Here is a 19,728-nt window from a genome sequence, read left to right as displayed (position 1 = left end):
TAGCTAAAAAGAAACGCTCCGGTCAGGTAATCTGCTCGGAGCGTTTTTATTTGAGTAGGATATTGAGTCGTCATAATACTGCTATCACTTCTGACGGTGTATGGGGCGCGACCGAGTGACCATAATGAAACTTAATCACCTTCCTGCGCTTTTCCATCAATCCCTCTTTGACCGCAGCATCCAAAATGCGCTTAGGTAATCGAAAGCGTATCGCGTAGCCCTTACCCTGATCTTCACTGTAACTCTTGAGCGCTAGCAAACCGAAAAGACGTTCTAGCGTGTCTTTCGGTTCTTCGTGATAACGGGTATCCACCTCGGGTTCCACTTCGTAGTCAGGATGCTCCGATGGGTCCCACGAGGATTGGCGTCGCCGTTTCTCATCACTTTTTACTTTGCGCTCCGCATTGGTTTTCGCCAGTGCGACTGTTGGCGTCACAGGTTCTCGGATTTTATTGTCACGAGCAGCTTGTTCCGTCTGCACATTAACGGATGGGGCGATCAGTGGCACGCTAACGTTAGCCGGTGACACAATCATTGCGAACCCTCCTCAGAGTCGCCCAACTCGTCAATACAGCAAACTCCTCCCACAAGAAGAGTTCGCTAAAACTTATATCGACCAATTTTTAATCAGCTTTAGGAGTTTTATTCGTTTAGATGTGCAGGCCTAACCGTTAAGCGGCAAATTCTCTCACTTGGAGACAAAACGCTTCATGTTCGGTCATGAACGGCGCATGAGAGGATTGATTGAAAACAAACTGCTGAGTGCTTGGCAACTGCTCGCTTAAGTCACTTGCCACTTTGATTGGCACTAAGCCATCAAGTCGACCATAAAGGCGCAGCATCGGCATAGAAAGGGAAGTCAGCGCATCGCGCAGATCCACATCGGCAAGAATGTTCAAACCAACCAACAACGAATCAGGGTTCGGCTGCGGACGCGATAGCACCGCTTGTTTGAGTTGTTTAACGTCTTTGCGCGCAGACGGGCTGCCCATCGCTTGCAGCGCCATAAAACGTTCAATAGTGACAGAGAAGTCTTCCAGCAATTGATCGGTGAATGCGGTTAACACGTTAGGTTGAATACCACGCCAAGGACGCTCAGCAGCAAATTTTGGTGAACTTGCTACCGTGATTAATTTGCTCACACGCTGCGGAGCATTAAGTGCAATGTGGGTTGCCACCAAGCCACCTAATGACCAGCCAAGCCAAACTGCTTTCTTTGGTGCGTCTTGCAAAACAAGGTCAGCGATTTTTGCTAAATCTTCAGCGTGAGATTCTGCGCTGTGTCCGTATCCCGGAAGATCGACCACATGCACTCGGAAATAAGGTTGAAGAGACTCGACGGTCTGCTGCCATACCGCACCATTCATACCCCAACCATGAAGCAACACCAAATCTGGTCCTTGACCAAATGACTGCCAGTGTAAATTCGTGCTCATGCTCTCGTTCTCTCCCACTTATCTTATTCCTTACAACGCAATCCAAGCTTTAGTCTGATGGCTCGCTCACCTTGGATGGATTGTATGTTATCTCATCAATGGCAAAACATCATGCATCGCGTACTCAGTAGCCAATGCGGATTATGCCGATTTCCCATACCTCACCGCCAAACGCCCAACCTAATGCGTTGGTGTGACAGCTGTTTTGACCACCTCACACCAATCAAACGCTGCTCACGTTGTGGTTTAAAAATGACAGAAGAGGAATCACAATCCTCCGCAGAGTGCGGAGAATGCCTGAAAGAGCCACCACCATGGCGGCGTTTGTATACCTTAGGTGACTATGACTTTCCGCTCTCTCAACAAGTACAGCGCTTTAAAGATCACGGCGAGGCATGGCAGGTGAGTACGCTTACTCAACTATTAGCAGAACGAATTGAGCAGCCTGCCCCCGTCATCACCAGCGTGCCCGTTCACTGGCAGCGCTACATAAAACGAGGCTTCAATCAGAGCCATATCTTAACCAAACACCTCGCCCGCCATTTAGATGTGCGATATGAAAGCAAGATATTTAAACGTGTCAAAAGCGCTCAGTCGCAGCGAGGAAACAAAAAAGCCAGTCGCGAGCAAAATCTGCAAGGGGCATTTGCCCTACAAGGTGAGGTGGACTTTTCCCATGTCGCGATTATGGATGATGTGGTTACAACAGGTAGTACGGTCCGACAATTATGTCATTTACTACTTGAAGTTGGCGTAGAAAGCATCGATATTTACTGCATCTGCAGAACTCCTGCCCCCGGCTCAATCTAGATCGCTTCGCCATGTCTTAGCATCAAAAAGACTAGACCGAGGCGTCAACAGGAGTAGAATAGCAGCAATAGCCTACAAAATTACTCAGGTATTCGTCGTGTCAAATATTACTATTACAGAAACTGCGCAAACGCATTTCGCCAACCTTTTAGGTCAACAGCCTGAAGGCACAAACATTCGTATTTTCGTCGTGAACCCAGGAACACAAAACGCAGAGTGTGGCGTGTCTTACTGCCCACCAGAAGCCATTGAAGGTACTGACACTGAAATCCCTTACAGCGGTTTTTCAGCTTACGTTGACGAGCTAAGCCTACCGTTTCTAGAAGACGCTGAAATCGACTTTGTGACAGACAAAATGGGTTCTCAGCTAACACTAAAAGCGCCAAACGCAAAAATGCGTAAAGTGGCGGACGACGCTCCACTTGTAGAACGTGTTGAGTACGTAATCCAAACTCAAGTGAACCCACAACTTGCAGGTCACGGTGGTCACGTAAATCTAGTTGAAATCACAGACGATGGCATAGCAATCGTTGCATTCGGCGGCGGTTGTAACGGCTGTTCAATGGTCGATGTAACGCTAAAAGAAGGCATTGAAAAAGAACTTCTAAACCAATTCGTTGGTGAACTGACGGCAGTTCGCGATGCAACAGAGCACGATCGTGGTGATCACTCTTACTACTAAGTCGTTCATGGCTTGTTAGCGATGCATATCGACGAGAAATGGGAGGCGTTTGCCTCCCATTTTTGTTTTCAATTGAGTTAAGCTGAATCATCACGCTAGAAACTCGAGCTTTCTTCTCATATATTAAGAAATCTCATTTCTCTCGCTGAGTAAACGACACTAAGGAGCCAGCGCTATGTCGAAAAGGACCCCACCAGAGATACTCTCTTGTCAGACGGTCGCACAATCTAAGCTGTTTGCAGTGGAAGCCCTCGACCTTCGCTTCTCTAATGGTGAACTGCGTACTTACGAGCGCATGAAACCAAGTGGTCGCGATGCCGTGATGGTAGTGCCTATCACTGAGCAAGGTGACTTACTGCTAGTACGTGAATACGCAGCGGGCACAGAACGCTACGAACTGGGCTTTCCGAAAGGTCTTATCGACCCTGGAGAAACACCGATAGAAGCAGCAGATCGAGAGTTAAAAGAAGAAATTGGTTTTGGTTCTCATGAGCTAACACCCTTAAAACAAGTGATCCTTGCGCCTTCTTACTTCTCGAGCAAAATGACGCTGTTCTTGGGACAAAACCTATACCCAGAGAAACAAGAAGGTGATGAGCCAGAACCATTAGAAATCGTTCGCTGGCCATTAGCGCAAGCGGAAGAACTATTAACGCACTTAGATTTTTGTGAAGCACGAAGCATCACAGCGTTGATGTTGGCACTGAAACACTTACAAAACACCACTCACAAACAAAATTAATCACAGCCGAAGAGCTGGACCATAATAGTGAGAAAGGACCATTACTTATGCCAATGACAAAAGATTTATCTCACCTGCTTCCGCAAGTCATCGAAATTGCTCGCAGCGCAGGACAATTGATTCTCGATATATACGAGAAAAAGCAGTACGAAGCATACACTAAAAGTGACGAGACCCCAGTCACCAGCGCAGATATCGCGGCGCACAAGCTGATCACCGAGCGTTTAAGTGAGTTGACGCCAGATATCCCGGTGCTTTCTGAAGAAGCTGCAGATATCAGCTTAGAGCAGCGTGCACAATGGGAACGCTACTGGTTAGTCGACCCACTTGATGGCACACAAGAGTTCATCGCACGCAGCGGCGACTTTGCAACCATTATTGCGCTTATCGACAACAACAAACCCACCATGGGCGTAGTCTACGGTCCGGTTTCTGGTGTTACGTATTATGCATACAACGGTAAGGGCGCGTGGAAGATTCCAGACATGTCTGAAAGTGTAAAAATCCACACTCATAAACATGAGCAACCTGGACAAAACATTGCTATCGCGATCAGCCGTCGTCAAGACATTAACCGCATCACGAGCCGCATGAGTAGCGCTTGGAATTACGATTTGATTCCACTTGGCTCTGCCGCACTCAAAGCGTGCCTTGTTGCTGAAGGTGCAGTGGACTGTTATTTACGTCTAGGTCCAACTGGCGAGTGGGATACCGCTGCTACACAATGCATTGTAGAAGAAGCGGGCGGACGAATTCTCAGTACGCAACTTGAACCGCTATCTTACAATGAGCGCGAGACGTTGGAGAACCCAAACTTTATCGTACTTGGCGATGCTGATTTGCCTTGGAATGAGATTCTACAACACAAAGATTGATCGCCACTCAACCTGACTATATCAATGAGAAAGAAGGTCACGAATTCACTTCGTGGCCTTTCTTTTTGCCTTTTGTACAGCGTTAGGAGTATTTGGCCTACTATGATCCAAATGCTTACCAACCTGCACAAAGCCGCATTATTCACATAAAAATCATAAGGTTAAAGATCAAACTAATAACCAACTAAGTTTTCGTACAGCAAATAGAGGGTTTAGCCTACCATGATCCAAAAGCAAAAAGAGCTGCACACTGGCAGCTCTTTAATAATGTTCTGAATGACAGATTTGGCTAGAAACGCCCTTTGTAATCAAACTCGTATTGACCTTGCGAGTTAGGGTTACCCAGCCATTTTAGTTGATCGCTCATACCCGATGGGAACTCCGCTCCTGGTTTAAACCAAGCTTTCGTTGAGTAACGCTGATTTGGCATGAGCTCAGCGGAAAACGCCGCTGATACTTGTTGGCTTTTCTGTTCGCCAGACGCTGATAATACGCTGTCTTTGCAGTTCAAATCGGCAATGACAGGCCCAAGTTCAAGGCTACCTAGCGGGCTTTGAATACCACTCGCACTCCAAACTAACGTGCCTTCCGCAGTCTTACACCAAGGTGCTGCGTATGTCGCATGGCGGATGTTCAGTTCAAGTTGCCCTTCCACCCCAACAGGAACTGGAAGGCGTGCCTGTTCAACCACTTTTGCCGCAGGAATAGATGCGACTAAGTTTTCAGCATACGGACCACTGGTAAGGCTGTAGCCAACCAAACCTCGTCCACGAACGTCCATATCGCTACCGCGACCAAAACGTACCGCAAACTCGGCTTTACCGGTAAATAACCCCGACAGTTGGAAGTCCCAGTTCAATTCTCCCAGGTTTTGACGCTGCCAACGCACATTGGATGCGCTACCTTGCCAAACCGTGCCTTGCGCACCTTGAATATCTAAACCTCGCACCATAGGCACTTGTTGTAGTACCCAAGAGATTGGCAAACCAGCAATTAAACTAGTCGAGAAAAAGGCAATAAAAATAACAACGTAAAGAACAGCTTTTTTCACCTTAACCTCGCTTAAATTGCAGGCGGTTTACGTCGATCATACCTGCTTGCTCAGTACGGTCGATGTCTAGGAATTCCACCTCAATCCCTTGTTGTTCTTTTAGATAACGCAACCAATCCACCATCTGATTGAATGCCAGAGGCTTAATCCACACCTGAACGCTATCATTACGCGGTTGTACACGGATCAGTTCAACTTTGTAGCGGCGCGCAGATGAAGACACCACTTGGTTCAATGGTTGATTGGAAAAGCTAACACCGCCACTTTTACGTAGTGCGGTAATATCATCGGCTTTATCTTGTACCCAAGTTAGCAGTTGTTTCTCACTTTGAATTCGAGACTGAGCTAATTCAGCTCGTTGATTCATTGGCTGTAAAAGGCCCCAGTAAATGATGCCAAGGACAGCAATAATGCTACCGCCCATCACCAGACGTTGCTCACGTTGCGAGATGCTGCTCCACCAAGCTTGAGCTTGTGCGATTAAATTCTTCATCATCACCTCACTGACGCTTCAACACAAAACTGCCCATCACAACGTTGCCGTTGCGGTTCAGTTGACCTTGTTCGACGTTAAACTTCTCCGCCAGTTTCACACGTGCTTGTTCAAATGGCTGGAAGTCAGAGCTGCTCGCTTGAATACGAACTTCGCCACGTTGACCGTCATATTTAAAGCTGGTGATTTGCAGATCATTCACCTGTCCCAGAGTCGTTGGCAGTGCCGCGATCCAAGACAGCATCGCCACATCACTCGATCCACCAGATAAACGGCGTTCTTCATCGGTCATTTGACGCTTCAAGTAGCTGACTGTCGGAATACGACGCTTATTCGGGAATATTTGACGGAAAATACGTTCACTTTCTTCGCGATACGCTTGTGCTTGCGCTTCGTATTTATGAACCATCAACAATTGTTGACCAACAAGTACTACCAACAACACACCAGCGGCAATCGCCGTTTTCTGCCATACCTTAACGTACTTGCCCCACGAGGATTTCGGTTTAAAAGCGCCAGTAAGGAGATTGATTTTGCTCTCTGCAACCCCTTTCGCCAGCAGTGCCATGGTCATTTCTTCTGGTTTTGCTACCCAGATATCTGGCACCGTTGATTCTGGTGCAGAGCTGTAGCAATCAAGCTTCCAACCTTCATGACTTTGAAGGTAAGCGGATAAATACAGATCGAGCCAGGATGCATCCACCACAGCACCTTGAGTGTCAGAATGACGAATTAACCATTGGTCGCCTAGCATTGCAGCCGAACTGTTTTCATCATTCGCAGGCATTGCCAAAACATCAGGCAACATACGCTTGATCACAAGACCTTGGCTGGAGAAACGCTGCAAAATGGTCTGAATCCAAGCTCGCTCCACTGCACACACTTGTGCTGTTTCTGCTTGCTTGTTTAATACTGTGAAATGCAGGTTGTCCACGTCTTGCGCGACTTCGTCTTCCACCAGATATGGCAGCATGCTGTCAAACTGACGCGATGCGCCTGGTGGGATATCTACTTCTGTTAACACAACATCATTACTGGCTAACAGCGCAACAATTTGGCGCTGATCAGCGTAGGCTACCAGTTCGTCCAGATGTTCCCATCCGGCAATTTCACCACTGGCAATCACTTCTTGCTGTTGTGTCGACCACACCAACCATGGAATGGTACTTTGTTGTTCGCTACTCAGCCGAACGGTCAGAAACTCGCTCACTGATTCCTCCAAAACGACGGCGAACGACAGTCACCGTTTCTCTATTTGTACTTTGCAAAAGGCTTCGAATACGTACTCGGGATTCATCCACCAGCACCTGTGCATCCAGCTCAAAGAAGGAGCTGTCTACTCCCAAATAACCTTTGGCATTTTTCTTTACATCACCACTTAAGCCAGCTAATTCCGACTCAGCTAAAAATTCATCAACGCTATCCCAACCATCAAAAGGACGCTTTTCTATCAGTTGCACCGCATCGCTGCTACTCAAGCCGGGCGTAAACATCGCAACTAAGATCGGTGCTTGTTCAACGTCAATTGTGTTTACGTTCAAACGCCAATCATCGCTTGGGAGCGCACAAACCATTGGGGCTATCTTCTGATAGATATCGCCACTCACTTGGTAAACCGCACGTAACTCACTCGCATCCGCCATCCATCCATTTGGTGGCAAGTATTGGGGTTTCATCGCTTCATAGGTGCTATCTTCCACACCTGCCGTAGAACGCACTGTGCTATCACTATCAACATATTCCCATGTAGAATCGGCAATCACTTCAGCTTGGTAAGGTTCAACGTCCATTTCTTCCATCAAGCGTTGAAAAACTTGCACTAAGTATGGGCGAGTTGCTTGCGCGCCGTTAGGTTGGACACTTGCCAATACGTTCAAGTTAAAGCACGCCTGTTTATCGATAATACGACCAGCGGCTTGACCATAGTCGAGCGGATAAACCTGCTCTTTGATCGCCCACGGCTGACTTAAATTAATGGTATCGCTGTCTTTGTAACTTTGCTCAATACCAATTTCGGCTAGAGCCTCTATCCCTAAGCTGTACCAATACGCCTGCTGATAATTAATCTGGTTTGAAGCGCGTTGAAACTGCAAAAACAGTCGCTCTGACATACTTGCGGCGACTGTCGTCATGATGGCAAGTAGCATCAAAACGATAAGGAGCGCGACCCCACGTTGACGACTAGCCATTATTACCTCCAGAGGAGTTGTTACCCCCAGACGAGTTGCTACCGCCAGAGTTATCTTGGCTACTTGACGCAAGTTTTCCATCCGGCGTCAGATAGGTGCGAGTGATCTCACCATAGTCTTTTAGCTTCAAAATAACCGATACCGCTTTAGGTAACTCACTGCTACTTGCCCATTCTTTCTTCCATGACTTTCCATCATAAAAGCGCATATCGAATTCTTCGACCTGAGTGAGTAAAGGCGTCACGATCCCTTCTTGCCCTGTTGGCGTATCTGGGTATCGCCACCACACACGTTGCAGCACTTCATCTTTAATGCGATAGCCCACTTTCGTGACTTCACCACGTGGAAATTGCTGTTGTGGGTTGTGCCAACCTAGACGAGCAAACATCACGCCTTTTGCATCTGAATCAAGCAGATAATCTGACCAAAACAGTAGTTGCTTTGATGGTTCTTCGCCATTGGTACGCATCTGACGCATTGCCATTTGGCGAAAATCGTTATCCATCATCACCATCGCACGTTGCAGCTCATTAAGGCGCTGAGTACGCTCTTGGGACAACACATTGCTGCGCTGCACTTGTGACACGACTTGGTAAGCAGCAACACTCATGCTGGCAAAAATGGCAATCGACACCAGTACTTCAATCAAAGTAAAACCACGTTGATTGCGTTTGCGGTGTTTGTTGATACGTTGAATCTTACTGCGCAACATAACTTCTCACCGTAACCACTGGGCTCGCGTTTTTCTCAGTCGCGATACTGACATCAAATGCTTTCAGCAATGGCTGCGTGGTAGCAACGGGTGTGATTTTCCAATACCAAGTGCGCCCTGCTAGCTCTTCAGTACCGTTCTTTGCTTTAAGCTTTTCCGTTGAGAGCATCACATTCGCCATTTGGTTATCCACAACCATAGCTGCAAACATTTTTTCTTCTAAATAACTGACCGTATTGATGTGTTGGCTCACAGAGCGGATCACACTGATCGCGGCTGTGGCAAAAATCGCAAGTGCGACTAACACCTCAAGTAATGTCATACCTCGAGTATTGCAGTGCGATGTGCCAATACGATTTGGCTTAGAATGTCGTATTGTCATCGTCTTCTGCTTCTTCTCCTGGCGCTAATAACTCTATCTCGCCAGTCTCTTTACCAATGATCCGCCAGCCATCGTTAAATGCATCTCCCTCTTCAGGGAAGAATGACAGAGTGAAAGGCGTAATCTCTGCACTAGAGAAAATGAACACTTGAGGTGGCTTCACTTTCTTTTTCTTTTTGTCCTCTTCCTCGGCAAACATGTCTTCATCAAACAAGGAGCCAGGTTCGAACAGTCGATCGTCTTTATCCCACGCACCACCACCTAAATCCAACTGCAGAGAAATATCCCCCTCAAGCTTGGTTTCACTTGGGATCTGCTTTAATTCCAGTGGTTGCCAGCCATCTTGGGTCAAGCTCAACAAAGTGTAGGTAGATTTAACGTCATCAACACGCAAACCAAAATCTTTGCCACTTAGTACTGCTTCTTCATTAAGCAGTTGTAAGCGCTGAAAAAAACTGTGCGCGTATTGTTTGGAAAGGTCTTTTTGACTGGTAGGCAAAGTTGCGATCACCGCGACAGCGGTAAGAGATAACAAAACCAGCACCAATAGAATTTCTATCAATGTAAAACCGAGGTGTTTTTGCATTTTTTTCATTAGTGCTGGTTTAAGCGAGGGCTTATTGGAAATCTTGCATGTTCCAGTTGCCGATATCTGCAGCCGGACCTTCGCCGCCTTCTTGACCATCAGCGCCTAGAGTAAAGATATCAATCGTGCCATTGTCACCAGGGCTTAGGTACTGGTACTCGTTGCCCCATGGATCAGATGGTAGACGCTTGATGTAGCCACCGTCACGGTAGTTACGTGGCTCTGGGTTAGAAGGCTTATTCACCAATGCATCTAGACCTTGGTCTGTCGTTGGGTAAACGCTGTTATCCAGCTTGTACATGTCCAACGCGTTTTCCAATGCCACGATGTCTGTGATCGCCTTTTGTTGGTCTGCTTTTTCTTTGTTACCTAGTAGGTTAGGAACAACAACACTCGCCAAAATACCTAGAATAACAACAACAACCATTACTTCTAATAGAGTGAAGCCTTGTTGCTTACTGCGCTTAAATTTCATTATTTTCTCCGAAAGTTAGATTCAAGCCGTGCCATCAATAGACACGACTTAACTCGAATTTTATCCGCTCATCAAGTTATTCATTTCCAACATTGGCATCAATGTCGCCATTACGATGAAAAGAACGAGACCAGCCATCAGTGCAATTAACACTGGAGTGAAAATCCCCAAAGCGATATTCACTGTAGATTCAAAGTTTTGGTCTTGGTTGTCAGCCGCACGGGTTAGCATGCTCTCTAGTTCACCACTCTGCTCACCACTAGAAATCATGTGCAGCATCATTGGTGGAAACAAGCGAGTTTGATCCAACGCTTTGCGCAGACTTGCACCTTCACGTACGTTGTCAGCCGCCACTAAGACCTGTTGTTTCACGTATCGGTTTGACATAACGTCCACCGCGACGCGCATACCTTCAAGAATAGGAATCGCACTTGAAGTACAAATCGATAACGTGCGCGCAAATCGAGACGTATTAAGACCTCGAGAGATTTTGCCTAGCAAAGGCAGACTGAGGATTTTTCTGTCCCATGCTAAACGGAAATTGGGTCTTTGCAGTGCGAGCTTCAAGCCATAGAAAAACACCACCAACACAACAAAGATGATTAAACCCCATTCTTGGACAAATTCACTGGCTGACAACAATACTTGCGTCGACTGTGGTAACTCTTGCCCCATTTGAATGATTGGTTCGATGATTTTCGGCACCACAGAAGAAAGCAGTAACGACACGATACCCACCGCAAACACCACAAGTACCACAGGGTAAATCATGGCTTGAAGCAGTTTATTACGCATCTTCTGGCGGTTTTCTACGTATTCCGCTAATCGCTCCAGTACCGCATCTAAGTGACCAGATTTTTCACCAGCAGCCACCATAGAACGAAATAGCTCATCAAACACATGTGGGTAATCACCCAAACTGTCTGCCAGCGGATAACCTTCCGTCACTTTTGAGCGCACGGCTGCGATCATCGAACGAATACGTGGCTTTTCAGCTTGCTCGGAAACTGCTTTTAAACACTCTTCCAATGGCATACCAGATTGTACAAGCGTTGATAGCTGACGAGTAATCAAGGCAAGTTCTGCGGTTTTGATACCACGTTTGAAGCCAACCGAACCACCTGAAGACTTAGCGGCTTTCGCTTTGGCTTCCATCACCTCAACTGGGATCATGCCCTGCTCTTTTAGGCGTTGGCGCACCTGACGGGCGTTATCCCCTTCAATAGTGCCTTTCTTTTGTTTGCCTTTCGCATCCAGCGCTTTGTATTCAAATGCTGCCATTACGCTTCCTTGGTCACTCGCATGACTTCTTCAAGAGAAGTGATACCACGGTGGACCTTACTTAAACCATCACTACGAATACTTGGTGTGTGTGCACGTACGGCTTTCTCAATTTCTTGCTCACCCGCTTCACTGTGGATCAGCTCTTGAACCTTCTCATCCACCATCAGCAGTTCATGAATACCAGTACGTCCTCGGTAACCCTTCTGGTTACACACTTCACAACCTTTAGCACGATGCAAAGTCAATGATTCGTGTTCTTCTAAACCAAACAGCTTCTTCTGTTCTTTATCCGCTTCGTATGGTTCTTTACAGTCAGAACAAAGTGTACGAACTAGGCGCTGAGCTAGCACGCCCAATAGCGAAGAAGAAATCAGGAATGGTTCGATACCCATATCGCGCAGACGCGTGATTGCGCCAACTGCGGTATTGGTGTGTAGCGTTGACATTACTAAGTGACCAGTCAAAGACGCTTGTACAGCAATCTGTGCGGTTTCTAAGTCACGGATCTCACCGACCATCACGACGTCTGGGTCTTGACGAAGAATCGCACGCAAACCACGCGCAAACGTCATGTCGACCTTCGGGTTCACTTGCGTTTGACCGATGCCATCAATATCAAATTCAATCGGGTCTTCAACGGTAAGAATGTTGCGCTCGTTGCTGTTGATCTCTTGTAAGCCAGCATACAAGGTGGTCGACTTACCCGAACCTGTCGGACCGGTCACCAATATGATGCCATGAGGACGACCAATCAAATGACGGAAGTTATCATGCACAGACGGCGTCATACCTAAGCTGTGTAGATCAAGACGAGTCGCGTTCTTATCCAACAGACGCATTACGACACGTTCACCATGTGATGAAGGCATGGTCGATACACGCACGTCTACTGCACGACCACCAATACGCAGCGAAATACGACCATCTTGAGGTACGCGTTTTTCTGCAATATCAAGCTTCGCCATTACCTTCACACGAGAAACCAGCAAAGGAGCGAGCTTACGGCTTGGGGTTAAGACTTCACGCAATACACCATCAACACGGAAACGAATCGAAAGGGTTTTCTCAAACGTCTCGATATGGATATCCGACGCCCCTTCTTTGATCGCTTCACCAAGCATGGCGTTAATCAACTTGATGATTGGTGCATCATCTTCAGACTCCAACAAGTCTTCATCGTGCGGCAACTCTTCCGCTAAAGAGAAGAAGTCATCACTGTCTGCACCAATGTCCTCCATCAACTGACGAGCTTCAGAAGAGTCTCGCTGATAAGCTTCAGTGAGCTTTTTGTCGAACGCTTCTTTATCCATCGCTTGAGGGATAAAGTTTTGTTTTAGAACTCGGCGTACTTCAACGAGAGCCGCAGGATTGAGCGGCTCTACGTAATATAGAATTGGAGGGCGCTCAGGGTGCTCCGTCTCCAATACCAGTTTAAAGCGGTTGGCAAAACTGAATGGCAGACGGCGCATACTTGGCGCAGTGTCTAACATATCAACCATTATTCTTTACCATCTGATCGATGAAGGCTTGGATTTCAGCAGGGTGCTTACGTTCCTGACCAAATTCAGGCATCACTGGAATGTTTGAATCATCCATCAGTTTCAAACCTTCTTGTGCTTTGTATAGCTGCTCAGCACGGATGAAGTTGTACTTACGCTGCGTAATACCATCAGCCGTCATACCATCACGGATAATGGTCGGCTTGATGAACACCATCAAGTTACGCTTCTCAGTTTGTGTGCTGGTTGATTTAAACAGATGACCAAGCACTGGAATATCGCCCAGCAGTGGCACTTTAGATTCACTTTCAAGCGCACGCTCATCAACTAGACCACCAAGAACCAGCATTTGACCGTCTTGAATCATTACTGAAGTGTTCAATTGGCGCTTAGCAAAACGCACGTCAACAGCACCATTTGCACCTAGCACGTTAGAAACTTCTTGTTCAATGTTCAGTTGAACAGAGTCACCTTCGTTGATCTGAGGAACCACTTTCAGTTTGATACCCACTTCCTTACGATCGACCGTTTGGAATGGATTGTCATTGTTTGAACCAGCAGTAGAACCAGTAATTACTGGCACTTCCTCACCAACAATGAATGACGCTTCACCGTTATCCATTACAGTAATGCTTGGAGAGGACAGAATGTTTGAGTTTGAGTCCGATGACACTGCCGTAATCAGTGCAGTCCAGTCACCCATCATGATGCTCATTGCTGCACCGTTAACACCACCAAGAGCGGATGCTAGGGTCGAATAGTCACCTTTCACTGTCGTTTCTTCGTAGTACTTAATCGCACCAGTATCTGAGTCACGAATCGGTTTCTTTTCAGTCGTATCTTTCGCTTCTTCCAAACCAACCATCACCTGACCAATCGGTGCACCAGTGTTGCCGTATTGGATAACCGCACCCGTTTCCAACGAGCCCCATTGAACGCCAAGGTTAATACCATCACCTTCCGACATTTCAACGATTAGCGCTTCAATCAATACTTGCGCACGACGGATATCCAACTGAGAAATCACGTCCTGCAGTGCCATCATGATATCTGGCGGAGCTGTCAGTACGAGCGAGTTAGTTGCCTCATGAGCTGCAATCACCACTTCACCACGTTTTGCAGAAGATGAACCACCTTTTTGACCTGCTTGCTTCTCAGCCTGTAGGTTGTCAGAGACACCTTTTAGTACATCAACTAGGTCTTCTGCTTTAGCGTACTTGAGGTACACCACGCGGTTGTTACCTTTAGTCGCCATTTCGACATCAAGTTGACGAATCAAACGCTTCAGACGAGCACGTACTTTTGGGTCACCAGAAATCAGGATTGAGTTGGTACGCTCATCCGCTACGATTTTTGGTTCTAGGAATTCAGGTGTGCTTTTTTGGTTCGTCGTTTTGTTCAGGGCATCAACGATACGAACCATTTCAGAAGCAGATGCATTACGCAGCTCAACCACTTCGATCTCTTTGTCACCCGCTTGGTCAACACGCTTGATGATTTCAGCAAGGCGGTTAACCACCGCAGCACGACCTGTGATCAAAATGATGTTAGCAGGGTCATAGTGCACGACGTTACCCGCGCCCGCATTATCGATAAGTTGACGCAGTAGTGGCGATAATTCACGAACCGATACGTTACGCACCGCTACCACACGTGTAATCACGCTGTCGCCTTGCGCACTGTCATCGCCCAAAACTGGAATCGCAGAGGTTTTTGAATCTTTCGCCTTGATGACTTTCAGTACGCCGTTGTCCATTTCCACAACAGCATAGCCATACACCTCAAGAACGTTAAGGAAGAAGCTATAGTATTGCTTTTCGTTAAGAACGTCGTAGCTGCGTACGTCGATTTTGCCGCGTACCGATGGGTCAACGATGATGGTCTTCTCTAGGTTACGACCAACAATGTTGATGAATTCTTGAATGTCTGTGCCTTTGAAGCTAGCACTAAACTCGTTCGCCATCGCACCCGGTGCGCAGAGTAGTGTACCTGCTAGTAACCAAGCACTTTTGCTAAACCAATGTTTCACGTATGTCTCCCTGAACTTACGCTGGTTGCCTAAGTATTACAATTGGATATAGATGTCGTACTGTTGGCCATCACGCTCAACAGTCAAATTCAATTCTTGCGGATCGTTCATCACTTGCATCAGTTCTACTGAAGATGATGGATCACTTAAATCGATCCCGTTTAATTGCACCGCAATATCACCAGCTTTTAGACCGACATCATTAAACAGTGCCGCATCACGTCCTGGTGAAACGCGATAGCCGACAATCCCTCCGTCTTTTTTAACCGGAGAAATGTTGATGTACTTGAATACGCTTTGCGGATCTTTAGCAATTTCCGCGCGGATTTGATCAACCTTTTCACTCACTGCGGATGAGTTATTTGCTTTTTGAGCTTTGGGTTGATTAACCGGTCGACTTTCAGACAGTTTGCTGTACTCAATGCCTTGTAGCATCAAGGTTTCGTCTCGACCTTGGTTGTCAATGATCACGCGATCGACCAATACCGCTTTTAATTCTGCTCGTGTGCCGTCAATTTCTTCGCCAATACCATATGTCGCTTGCTTACCTCGATTGGCAATAACCGCCAAACTCGTTTTTGCGTTGCTGCTCGCAACTGCACCAACAAGTGTTAGGTTTAAGCGGGTTTTAGGCGCATCTTGCACGACAGGTTGTTCTATTACGACCGGCTTTTGCTCAGTGTACTTCCCGAACAAATTGGCATTTTGGAGGGCGTTAAAATCAATCGCGTCTTTTTTACTCGTTGACGCAACAGCACTTGCTGACGGCTTCCATTGAGCCACATCAGAAGTTTGAGGCATTGCTAGCCACACCACTTTGCCAAGTATCCAACCCGTCATGGCTATAAATAGACAAGTAAGAAGCACACTAAGTTTCGCTTGAATGGTGTGATTGTTGGACTTAATCTGAGCCAGTAGCGGGCTGCTTGCTAATCCTGCACTTAGCTCTAAACGCTTCACTGAATTGATTCCTTTATTCTTACGTCCGTCGACCTTAAGTATAAGTCAAAGAATGTCGACCCTATCTTGCTAAAATTGCAATAAAATTACTACTCAACAAAGAGCAGTGAACTATATCACAAGTTCCTTTTCATACCTTTTTCTTATGCCGTTTTTGCCAACTCCCTTGAAAAAAAACAGCCTTGGCACCATCTGTAGGTGAATAATCCACCAGTCACTGCGCCATTAATGCAGTGATTAGATTGCACAGAGTTCTATGAGTTCCGTAAATGAAGCCGTAAGGCTAGATAAATGGCTGTGGGCTGCCAGATTCTATAAAACCCGCTCTATCGCTCGTAATATGGTCGATGGCGGTAAAGTCCACTATAATGGGCAACGAAGCAAACCAAGTAAAATCGTTGAATTGGGTGCTGAGATTCGCCTTCGTCAAGGTAACGAAGAGAAGACGGTGATCATCGAGAAAATCTCTGATCAACGCCGAGGCGCACCTATCGCTCAAACGCTATATCGCGAGACTGAATCAAGCATCAGCCAACGTGAAGAGCATGCGATGCAGCGCAAACTCAACGCCCACAACCCAAGTCCGGAACGCCGCCCAGATAAGAAGCAGCGCCGCGACATCATCAAGTTCAAACACCAATAAAAGCCGGAATTACCGACGAGGAAAGCACTCCATGGCAAATAATGTTTTAAACCGCTACCTATTCGAAGATCTTTCAGTACGTGGCGAGTTGGTTCAATTGGATGAAGCATACCAACGTATTATCTCCAGCAAGGAATATCCGGCAGCACTGCAAAAACTGTTGGGTGAGCTACTCGTTTCAACCACTCTTTTAACTGCAACTTTGAAGTTCGAAGGCTCAATCACTATCCAACTACAAGGTGATGGTCCTGTATCACTAGCTGTCATTAACGGCGACCACGATCAGAAGATCCGCGGCGTTGCACGTTGGGAAGGCGACATTGCTGAAGACGCAAGCCTGCACGACATGATGGGTAAAGGCTACCTGGTGATCACCATCGAACCTAAAAAAGGCGAACGCTACCAAGGCGTGGTTGGTCTGGAAGGTGAAACACTAGCTGACGTTATCGAAGGTTACTTCGCAAACTCAGAACAGCTAAAAACACGTCTTTGGATCCGCACTGGTGAACATGAGGGCAAAAAGCACGCAGCAGGTATGATGATTCAGGTAATGCCAGATGGTACGGGTACACCTGAAGACTTTGAGCACCTAGAGCAACTGACTGCGACAGTGAAAAACGAAGAGCTGTTCACACTACCTGCAAATGAACTGCTTTACCGTCTATACAACCAAGATTCTGTTCGCCTATACGAACCGCAACCGGTGGAATTCCACTGTGGTTGTTCTCGTGAGCGTAGCGGTGCAGCGATCATTACTGTTGATAAAACTGAAATTTATGACATTTTAGCCGAAGAAGGATCAATTTCTTTACATTGTGATTACTGCGGCACGTCATACACGTTCGACGAACCTGAAATTACCGAACTGTATACGCAGGCAACTTCAGACAATAAAACCGTGCATTAATTTTCATAGCTTAACAAGCATGTAATTTACCCTTCAAAAGGCCAGCGCAACGCTGGCCTTTTTGTGATCAAACCCTCGTATAACTTGGCTTTCCACGTAATAAAGCAACCGCTTAATTTTAAATAATTAATAATTCTTTTGCCCTAGCGCAAAGGTTTGCGCCCACGATAAACTATTCGCACCAATATGTGACGGGTTACCTAAAACCACATTGAAATCATGGATAATTTTTGAACTATATCCCTGTTTTCTCCCCGCCCCGTTGCTAGCATGGTGAGCAGATAAAAATTAAAACATTCTTACAAAATCCCTACAAAAATCCTTATAAGGAGCACCTATGACCGTTATGGAACATACAAAGGCTGCAACACTTGATCTAACCAAACACGGACTGCATAACGTTAAAGAGGTTGTTCGCAACCCAAGCTACGAAATGCTGTTTGAGGAAGAGACCCGTGCTGACCTAACAGGTTATGAACGTGGTGTGGTTACAGAACTCGGCGCGGTTGCCGTAGACACTGGTATCTTTACTGGTCGCTCACCAAAAGATAAGTACATTGTTAAAGATGCAACGACAGAAGAGCACATGTGGTGGACTTCTGACGCAGTGAAAAACGACAACAAACCAATCAACAAAGAAGTATGGGACGACCTAAAAGAGCTAGTGACCAACCAGCTTTCAGGTAAGCGTCTATTTGTGATTGACGGTTATTGTGGTGCAAACCCAGACACTCGTTTGAGCATTCGAGTGATCACAGAAGTTGCATGGCAAGCACACTTCGTGAAAAACATGTTCATCCGTCCAACAGAAGAAGAGTTGGCAACGTTTGAACCTGATTTCGTCGTAATGAACGGCGCGAAATGCACGAACGAGAAGTGGGAAGAGCACGGTTTGAACTCTGAAAACTTCACCGTATTCAACCTAACAGAGCGCACTCAGTTGATCGGCGGTACTTGGTACGGCGGCGAAATGAAGAAAGGTATGTTCGCCATGATGAACTACTTCCTTCCGCTGAAAGACATCGCATCAATGCACTGTAGTGCAAATATGGGTGAAGAAGGCGATGTAGCAATCTTCTTCGGTCTGTCTGGCACAGGTAAAACTACCCTATCTACTGATCCTAAACGTGCACTAATTGGTGATGACGAGCATGGTTGGGATGACGACGGCGTATTCAACTTCGAAGGCGGCTGTTACGCGAAGACCATTAAGCTATCTAAAGAAGCTGAGCCTGATATCTACAATGCTATCCGCCGTGATGCGCTATTAGAGAACGTAACGGTTCGTAGCGATGGTTCTATCGACTTTGATGATGGTTCTAAGACTGAAAACACTCGTGTGTCTTACCCACTGCATCACATCGACAATATCGTTAAACCAGTATCGAAAGGCGGTCACGCAAACAAAGTGATCTTCCTATCGGCTGATGCGTTCGGCGTACTTCCTCCTGTGTCTAAACTGACACCTGAGCAAACTAAGTACCACTTCTTGTCTGGCTTTACCGCTAAGCTAGCAGGTACTGAGCGTGGCATCACGGAGCCGACGCCAACCTTCTCAGCATGTTTTGGTGCAGCATTCCTAACTCTACACCCAACTAAGTACGCAGAAGTGCTAGTGAAACGTATGGAAGCAGCAGGTGCAGAAGCTTACCTAGTGAACACTGGTTGGAATGGCAGCGGCAAGCGTATCTCTATCCAAGATACACGCGGCATTATCGATGCAATCCTTGATGGCTCAATTGAGGATGCGAAGACTAAGCATATTCCTATCTTCAACCTAGAAGTGCCTACTTCACTTCCTGGCGTGGACCCAAGCATCCTTGACCCACGTGATACCTACGTTGACCCATTACAATGGGAAAGCAAAGCAAAAGACTTGGCAGAGCGCTTCATCAACAACTTTGATAAGTACACTGACAACGCAGAAGGTAAATCACTAGTGGCTGCAGGTCCTCAACTCGACTAGACCACTC

21 protein-coding genes are annotated in these 19,728 nt (G+C 46.7%); 7 read left to right on the top strand and 14 right to left on the bottom strand.

All coding sequences use genetic code 11. From position 1 onward, the window contains the following. Nucleotides 1–70: 70 nt before the first annotated feature. The gene (locus tag J4N44_RS00640; protein ID WP_009700714.1) at nt 71–535 is read right to left on the bottom strand and encodes a hypothetical protein; all 465 of its coding nucleotides are present in this window, start codon (nt 533–535) and stop codon (nt 71–73) included. A gap of 136 nt (nt 536–671) precedes the next feature. Next, complete coding sequence (bioH, locus tag J4N44_RS00635) at nt 672–1,436, bottom strand: pimeloyl-ACP methyl ester esterase BioH (RefSeq protein WP_009700713.1); 765 nt, start codon at nt 1,434–1,436, stop codon at nt 672–674. A gap of 84 nt (nt 1,437–1,520) precedes the next feature. Here bioH and J4N44_RS00630 point away from each other — a divergent pair, with 84 nt between their 5' ends. The 4 genes from J4N44_RS00630 (at nt 1,521) to cysQ (ending at nt 4,545) form a co-directional block, all read left to right on the top strand. Then, complete coding sequence (locus J4N44_RS00630) at nt 1,521–2,246, top strand: ComF family protein (protein WP_009700712.1); 726 nt, start codon at nt 1,521–1,523, stop codon at nt 2,244–2,246. 97 nt (nt 2,247–2,343) lie between these two features. After that, nucleotides 2,344–2,928 (top strand): Fe-S biogenesis protein NfuA, encoded by a 585-nt coding sequence (gene nfuA, locus J4N44_RS00625; RefSeq protein ID WP_005448480.1) that lies wholly within the window; start codon nt 2,344–2,346, stop codon nt 2,926–2,928. A gap of 175 nt (nt 2,929–3,103) precedes the next feature. Then, nucleotides 3,104–3,670 (top strand): ADP compounds hydrolase NudE, encoded by a 567-nt coding sequence (gene nudE, locus J4N44_RS00620; protein ID WP_009698975.1) that lies wholly within the window; start codon nt 3,104–3,106, stop codon nt 3,668–3,670. Between the two features lie 47 nt (nt 3,671–3,717). Continuing rightward, nucleotides 3,718–4,545, top strand: coding sequence for a 3'(2'),5'-bisphosphate nucleotidase CysQ (gene cysQ, locus J4N44_RS00615; protein WP_005448488.1), 828 nt, complete (start codon nt 3,718–3,720; stop codon nt 4,543–4,545). 289 nt (nt 4,546–4,834) lie between these two features. On the opposite strand, the gene J4N44_RS00610 is transcribed toward cysQ, so the two are convergent. From J4N44_RS00610 to gspC, 12 genes are read right to left on the bottom strand one after another with little or no spacing between them, the layout of a single operon-like run. Next, nucleotides 4,835–5,596 carry a type II secretion system protein N gene (locus J4N44_RS00610; RefSeq protein ID WP_005448490.1) on the bottom strand — a complete coding sequence of 254 codons (762 nt, stop codon included), beginning with the start codon at nt 5,594–5,596 and terminating at the stop codon, nt 4,835–4,837. A gap of 1 nt (nt 5,597) precedes the next feature. Continuing rightward, on the bottom strand, nt 5,598–6,089 hold the full coding sequence (locus tag J4N44_RS00605; protein WP_005448492.1) for a type II secretion system protein M: 492 nt from the start codon (nt 6,087–6,089) through the stop codon (nt 5,598–5,600). A 7-nt stretch (nt 6,090–6,096) separates the two neighbouring features. After that, nucleotides 6,097–7,299, bottom strand: coding sequence for a type II secretion system protein GspL (gene gspL / locus J4N44_RS00600; protein WP_050921279.1), 1,203 nt, complete (start codon nt 7,297–7,299; stop codon nt 6,097–6,099). Then, the gene (gene gspK / locus J4N44_RS00595; protein WP_252044744.1) at nt 7,268–8,278 is read right to left on the bottom strand and encodes a type II secretion system minor pseudopilin GspK; all 1,011 of its coding nucleotides are present in this window, start codon (nt 8,276–8,278) and stop codon (nt 7,268–7,270) included. The genes gspL and gspK overlap by 32 nt, the downstream gene beginning before the upstream one ends. Beyond that, on the bottom strand, nt 8,271–8,990 hold the full coding sequence (gene gspJ, locus J4N44_RS00590; RefSeq protein WP_009702504.1) for a type II secretion system minor pseudopilin GspJ: 720 nt from the start codon (nt 8,988–8,990) through the stop codon (nt 8,271–8,273). Before gspJ ends, gspK begins: the two co-directional genes overlap by 8 nt. After that, nucleotides 8,977–9,372 (bottom strand): type II secretion system minor pseudopilin GspI, encoded by a 396-nt coding sequence (gene gspI, locus J4N44_RS00585; protein ID WP_252044742.1) that lies wholly within the window; start codon nt 9,370–9,372, stop codon nt 8,977–8,979. Before gspI ends, gspJ begins: the two co-directional genes overlap by 14 nt. Continuing rightward, nucleotides 9,353–9,958: a prepilin-type N-terminal cleavage/methylation domain-containing protein gene (locus J4N44_RS00580; protein WP_033001300.1), complete on the bottom strand. Its 606-nt coding sequence runs from the start codon at nt 9,956–9,958 to the stop codon at nt 9,353–9,355. Before J4N44_RS00580 ends, gspI begins: the two co-directional genes overlap by 20 nt. A gap of 31 nt (nt 9,959–9,989) precedes the next feature. Then, nucleotides 9,990–10,433: a type II secretion system major pseudopilin GspG gene (gene gspG, locus J4N44_RS00575; protein WP_005434493.1), complete on the bottom strand. Its 444-nt coding sequence runs from the start codon at nt 10,431–10,433 to the stop codon at nt 9,990–9,992. A 60-nt stretch (nt 10,434–10,493) separates the two neighbouring features. Next, entirely contained in the window at nt 10,494–11,714 is a 1,221-nt protein-coding gene (gspF, locus tag J4N44_RS00570; protein WP_009698980.1) for a type II secretion system inner membrane protein GspF, read from the bottom strand. Continuing rightward, the gene (gene gspE, locus J4N44_RS00565; RefSeq protein ID WP_005448500.1) at nt 11,714–13,216 is read right to left on the bottom strand and encodes a type II secretion system ATPase GspE; all 1,503 of its coding nucleotides are present in this window, start codon (nt 13,214–13,216) and stop codon (nt 11,714–11,716) included. Before gspE ends, gspF begins: the two co-directional genes overlap by 1 nt. Continuing rightward, nucleotides 13,209–15,245, bottom strand: coding sequence for a type II secretion system secretin GspD (gene gspD, locus J4N44_RS00560; protein ID WP_009698982.1), 2,037 nt, complete (start codon nt 15,243–15,245; stop codon nt 13,209–13,211). The genes gspE and gspD overlap by 8 nt, the downstream gene beginning before the upstream one ends. A gap of 36 nt (nt 15,246–15,281) precedes the next feature. Beyond that, on the bottom strand, nt 15,282–16,205 hold the full coding sequence (gspC, locus tag J4N44_RS00555) for a type II secretion system protein GspC (protein WP_009701537.1): 924 nt from the start codon (nt 16,203–16,205) through the stop codon (nt 15,282–15,284). Nucleotides 16,206–16,461: 256 nt separating this feature from the next. Here gspC and hslR point away from each other — a divergent pair, with 256 nt between their 5' ends. The 3 genes from hslR (at nt 16,462) to pckA (ending at nt 19,721) form a co-directional block, all read left to right on the top strand. Beyond that, on the top strand, nt 16,462–16,848 hold the full coding sequence (gene hslR, locus J4N44_RS00550) for a ribosome-associated heat shock protein Hsp15 (RefSeq protein ID WP_005448506.1): 387 nt from the start codon (nt 16,462–16,464) through the stop codon (nt 16,846–16,848). 31 nt (nt 16,849–16,879) lie between these two features. Continuing rightward, complete coding sequence (gene hslO / locus J4N44_RS00545) at nt 16,880–17,755, top strand: Hsp33 family molecular chaperone HslO (protein WP_005448509.1); 876 nt, start codon at nt 16,880–16,882, stop codon at nt 17,753–17,755. Nucleotides 17,756–18,092: 337 nt separating this feature from the next. Then, complete coding sequence (gene pckA / locus J4N44_RS00540) at nt 18,093–19,721, top strand: phosphoenolpyruvate carboxykinase (ATP) (RefSeq protein ID WP_005448514.1); 1,629 nt, start codon at nt 18,093–18,095, stop codon at nt 19,719–19,721. The last annotated feature ends 7 nt before the right edge of the window (nt 19,722–19,728 follow it).

The sequence above is a fragment of the Vibrio sp. SCSIO 43155 genome, assembly GCF_023716605.1.
Taxonomy (GTDB): domain Bacteria; phylum Pseudomonadota; class Gammaproteobacteria; order Enterobacterales; family Vibrionaceae; genus Vibrio; species Vibrio harveyi.
The sequence above is the reverse complement of the archived record's forward strand: the minus strand, read 5'-3'. Positions and strand labels throughout refer to the sequence as shown.

Excerpts from the sequence above, each read along its gene's own strand:
- J4N44_RS00640 (WP_009700714.1), bottom strand. The coding sequence starts at position 535 with ATGATTGTGTCACCGGCTAACGTTAGCGTGCCACTGATCGCCCCATCC.
- bioH (WP_009700713.1), bottom strand. The coding sequence starts at position 1,436 with ATGAGCACGAATTTACACTGGCAGTCATTTGGTCAAGGACCAGATTTG.
- J4N44_RS00630 (WP_009700712.1), top strand. The coding sequence starts at position 1,521 with ATGTTATCTCATCAATGGCAAAACATCATGCATCGCGTACTCAGTAGC.
- nudE (WP_009698975.1), top strand. The coding sequence starts at position 3,104 with ATGTCGAAAAGGACCCCACCAGAGATACTCTCTTGTCAGACGGTCGCA.
- cysQ (WP_005448488.1), top strand. The coding sequence starts at position 3,718 with ATGCCAATGACAAAAGATTTATCTCACCTGCTTCCGCAAGTCATCGAA.
- J4N44_RS00605 (WP_005448492.1), bottom strand. The coding sequence starts at position 6,089 with ATGAAGAATTTAATCGCACAAGCTCAAGCTTGGTGGAGCAGCATCTCG.
- gspK (WP_252044744.1), bottom strand. The coding sequence starts at position 8,278 with ATGGCTAGTCGTCAACGTGGGGTCGCGCTCCTTATCGTTTTGATGCTA.
- gspJ (WP_009702504.1), bottom strand. The coding sequence starts at position 8,990 with ATGTTGCGCAGTAAGATTCAACGTATCAACAAACACCGCAAACGCAAT.
- gspI (WP_252044742.1), bottom strand. The coding sequence starts at position 9,372 with ATGACAATACGACATTCTAAGCCAAATCGTATTGGCACATCGCACTGC.
- J4N44_RS00580 (WP_033001300.1), bottom strand. The coding sequence starts at position 9,958 with ATGCAAAAACACCTCGGTTTTACATTGATAGAAATTCTATTGGTGCTG.
- gspG (WP_005434493.1), bottom strand. The coding sequence starts at position 10,433 with ATGAAATTTAAGCGCAGTAAGCAACAAGGCTTCACTCTATTAGAAGTA.
- gspF (WP_009698980.1), bottom strand. The coding sequence starts at position 11,714 with ATGGCAGCATTTGAATACAAAGCGCTGGATGCGAAAGGCAAACAAAAG.
- gspE (WP_005448500.1), bottom strand. The coding sequence starts at position 13,216 with ATGGTTGATATGTTAGACACTGCGCCAAGTATGCGCCGTCTGCCATTC.
- hslR (WP_005448506.1), top strand. The coding sequence starts at position 16,462 with ATGAGTTCCGTAAATGAAGCCGTAAGGCTAGATAAATGGCTGTGGGCT.
- hslO (WP_005448509.1), top strand. The coding sequence starts at position 16,880 with ATGGCAAATAATGTTTTAAACCGCTACCTATTCGAAGATCTTTCAGTA.
- pckA (WP_005448514.1), top strand. The coding sequence starts at position 18,093 with ATGACCGTTATGGAACATACAAAGGCTGCAACACTTGATCTAACCAAA.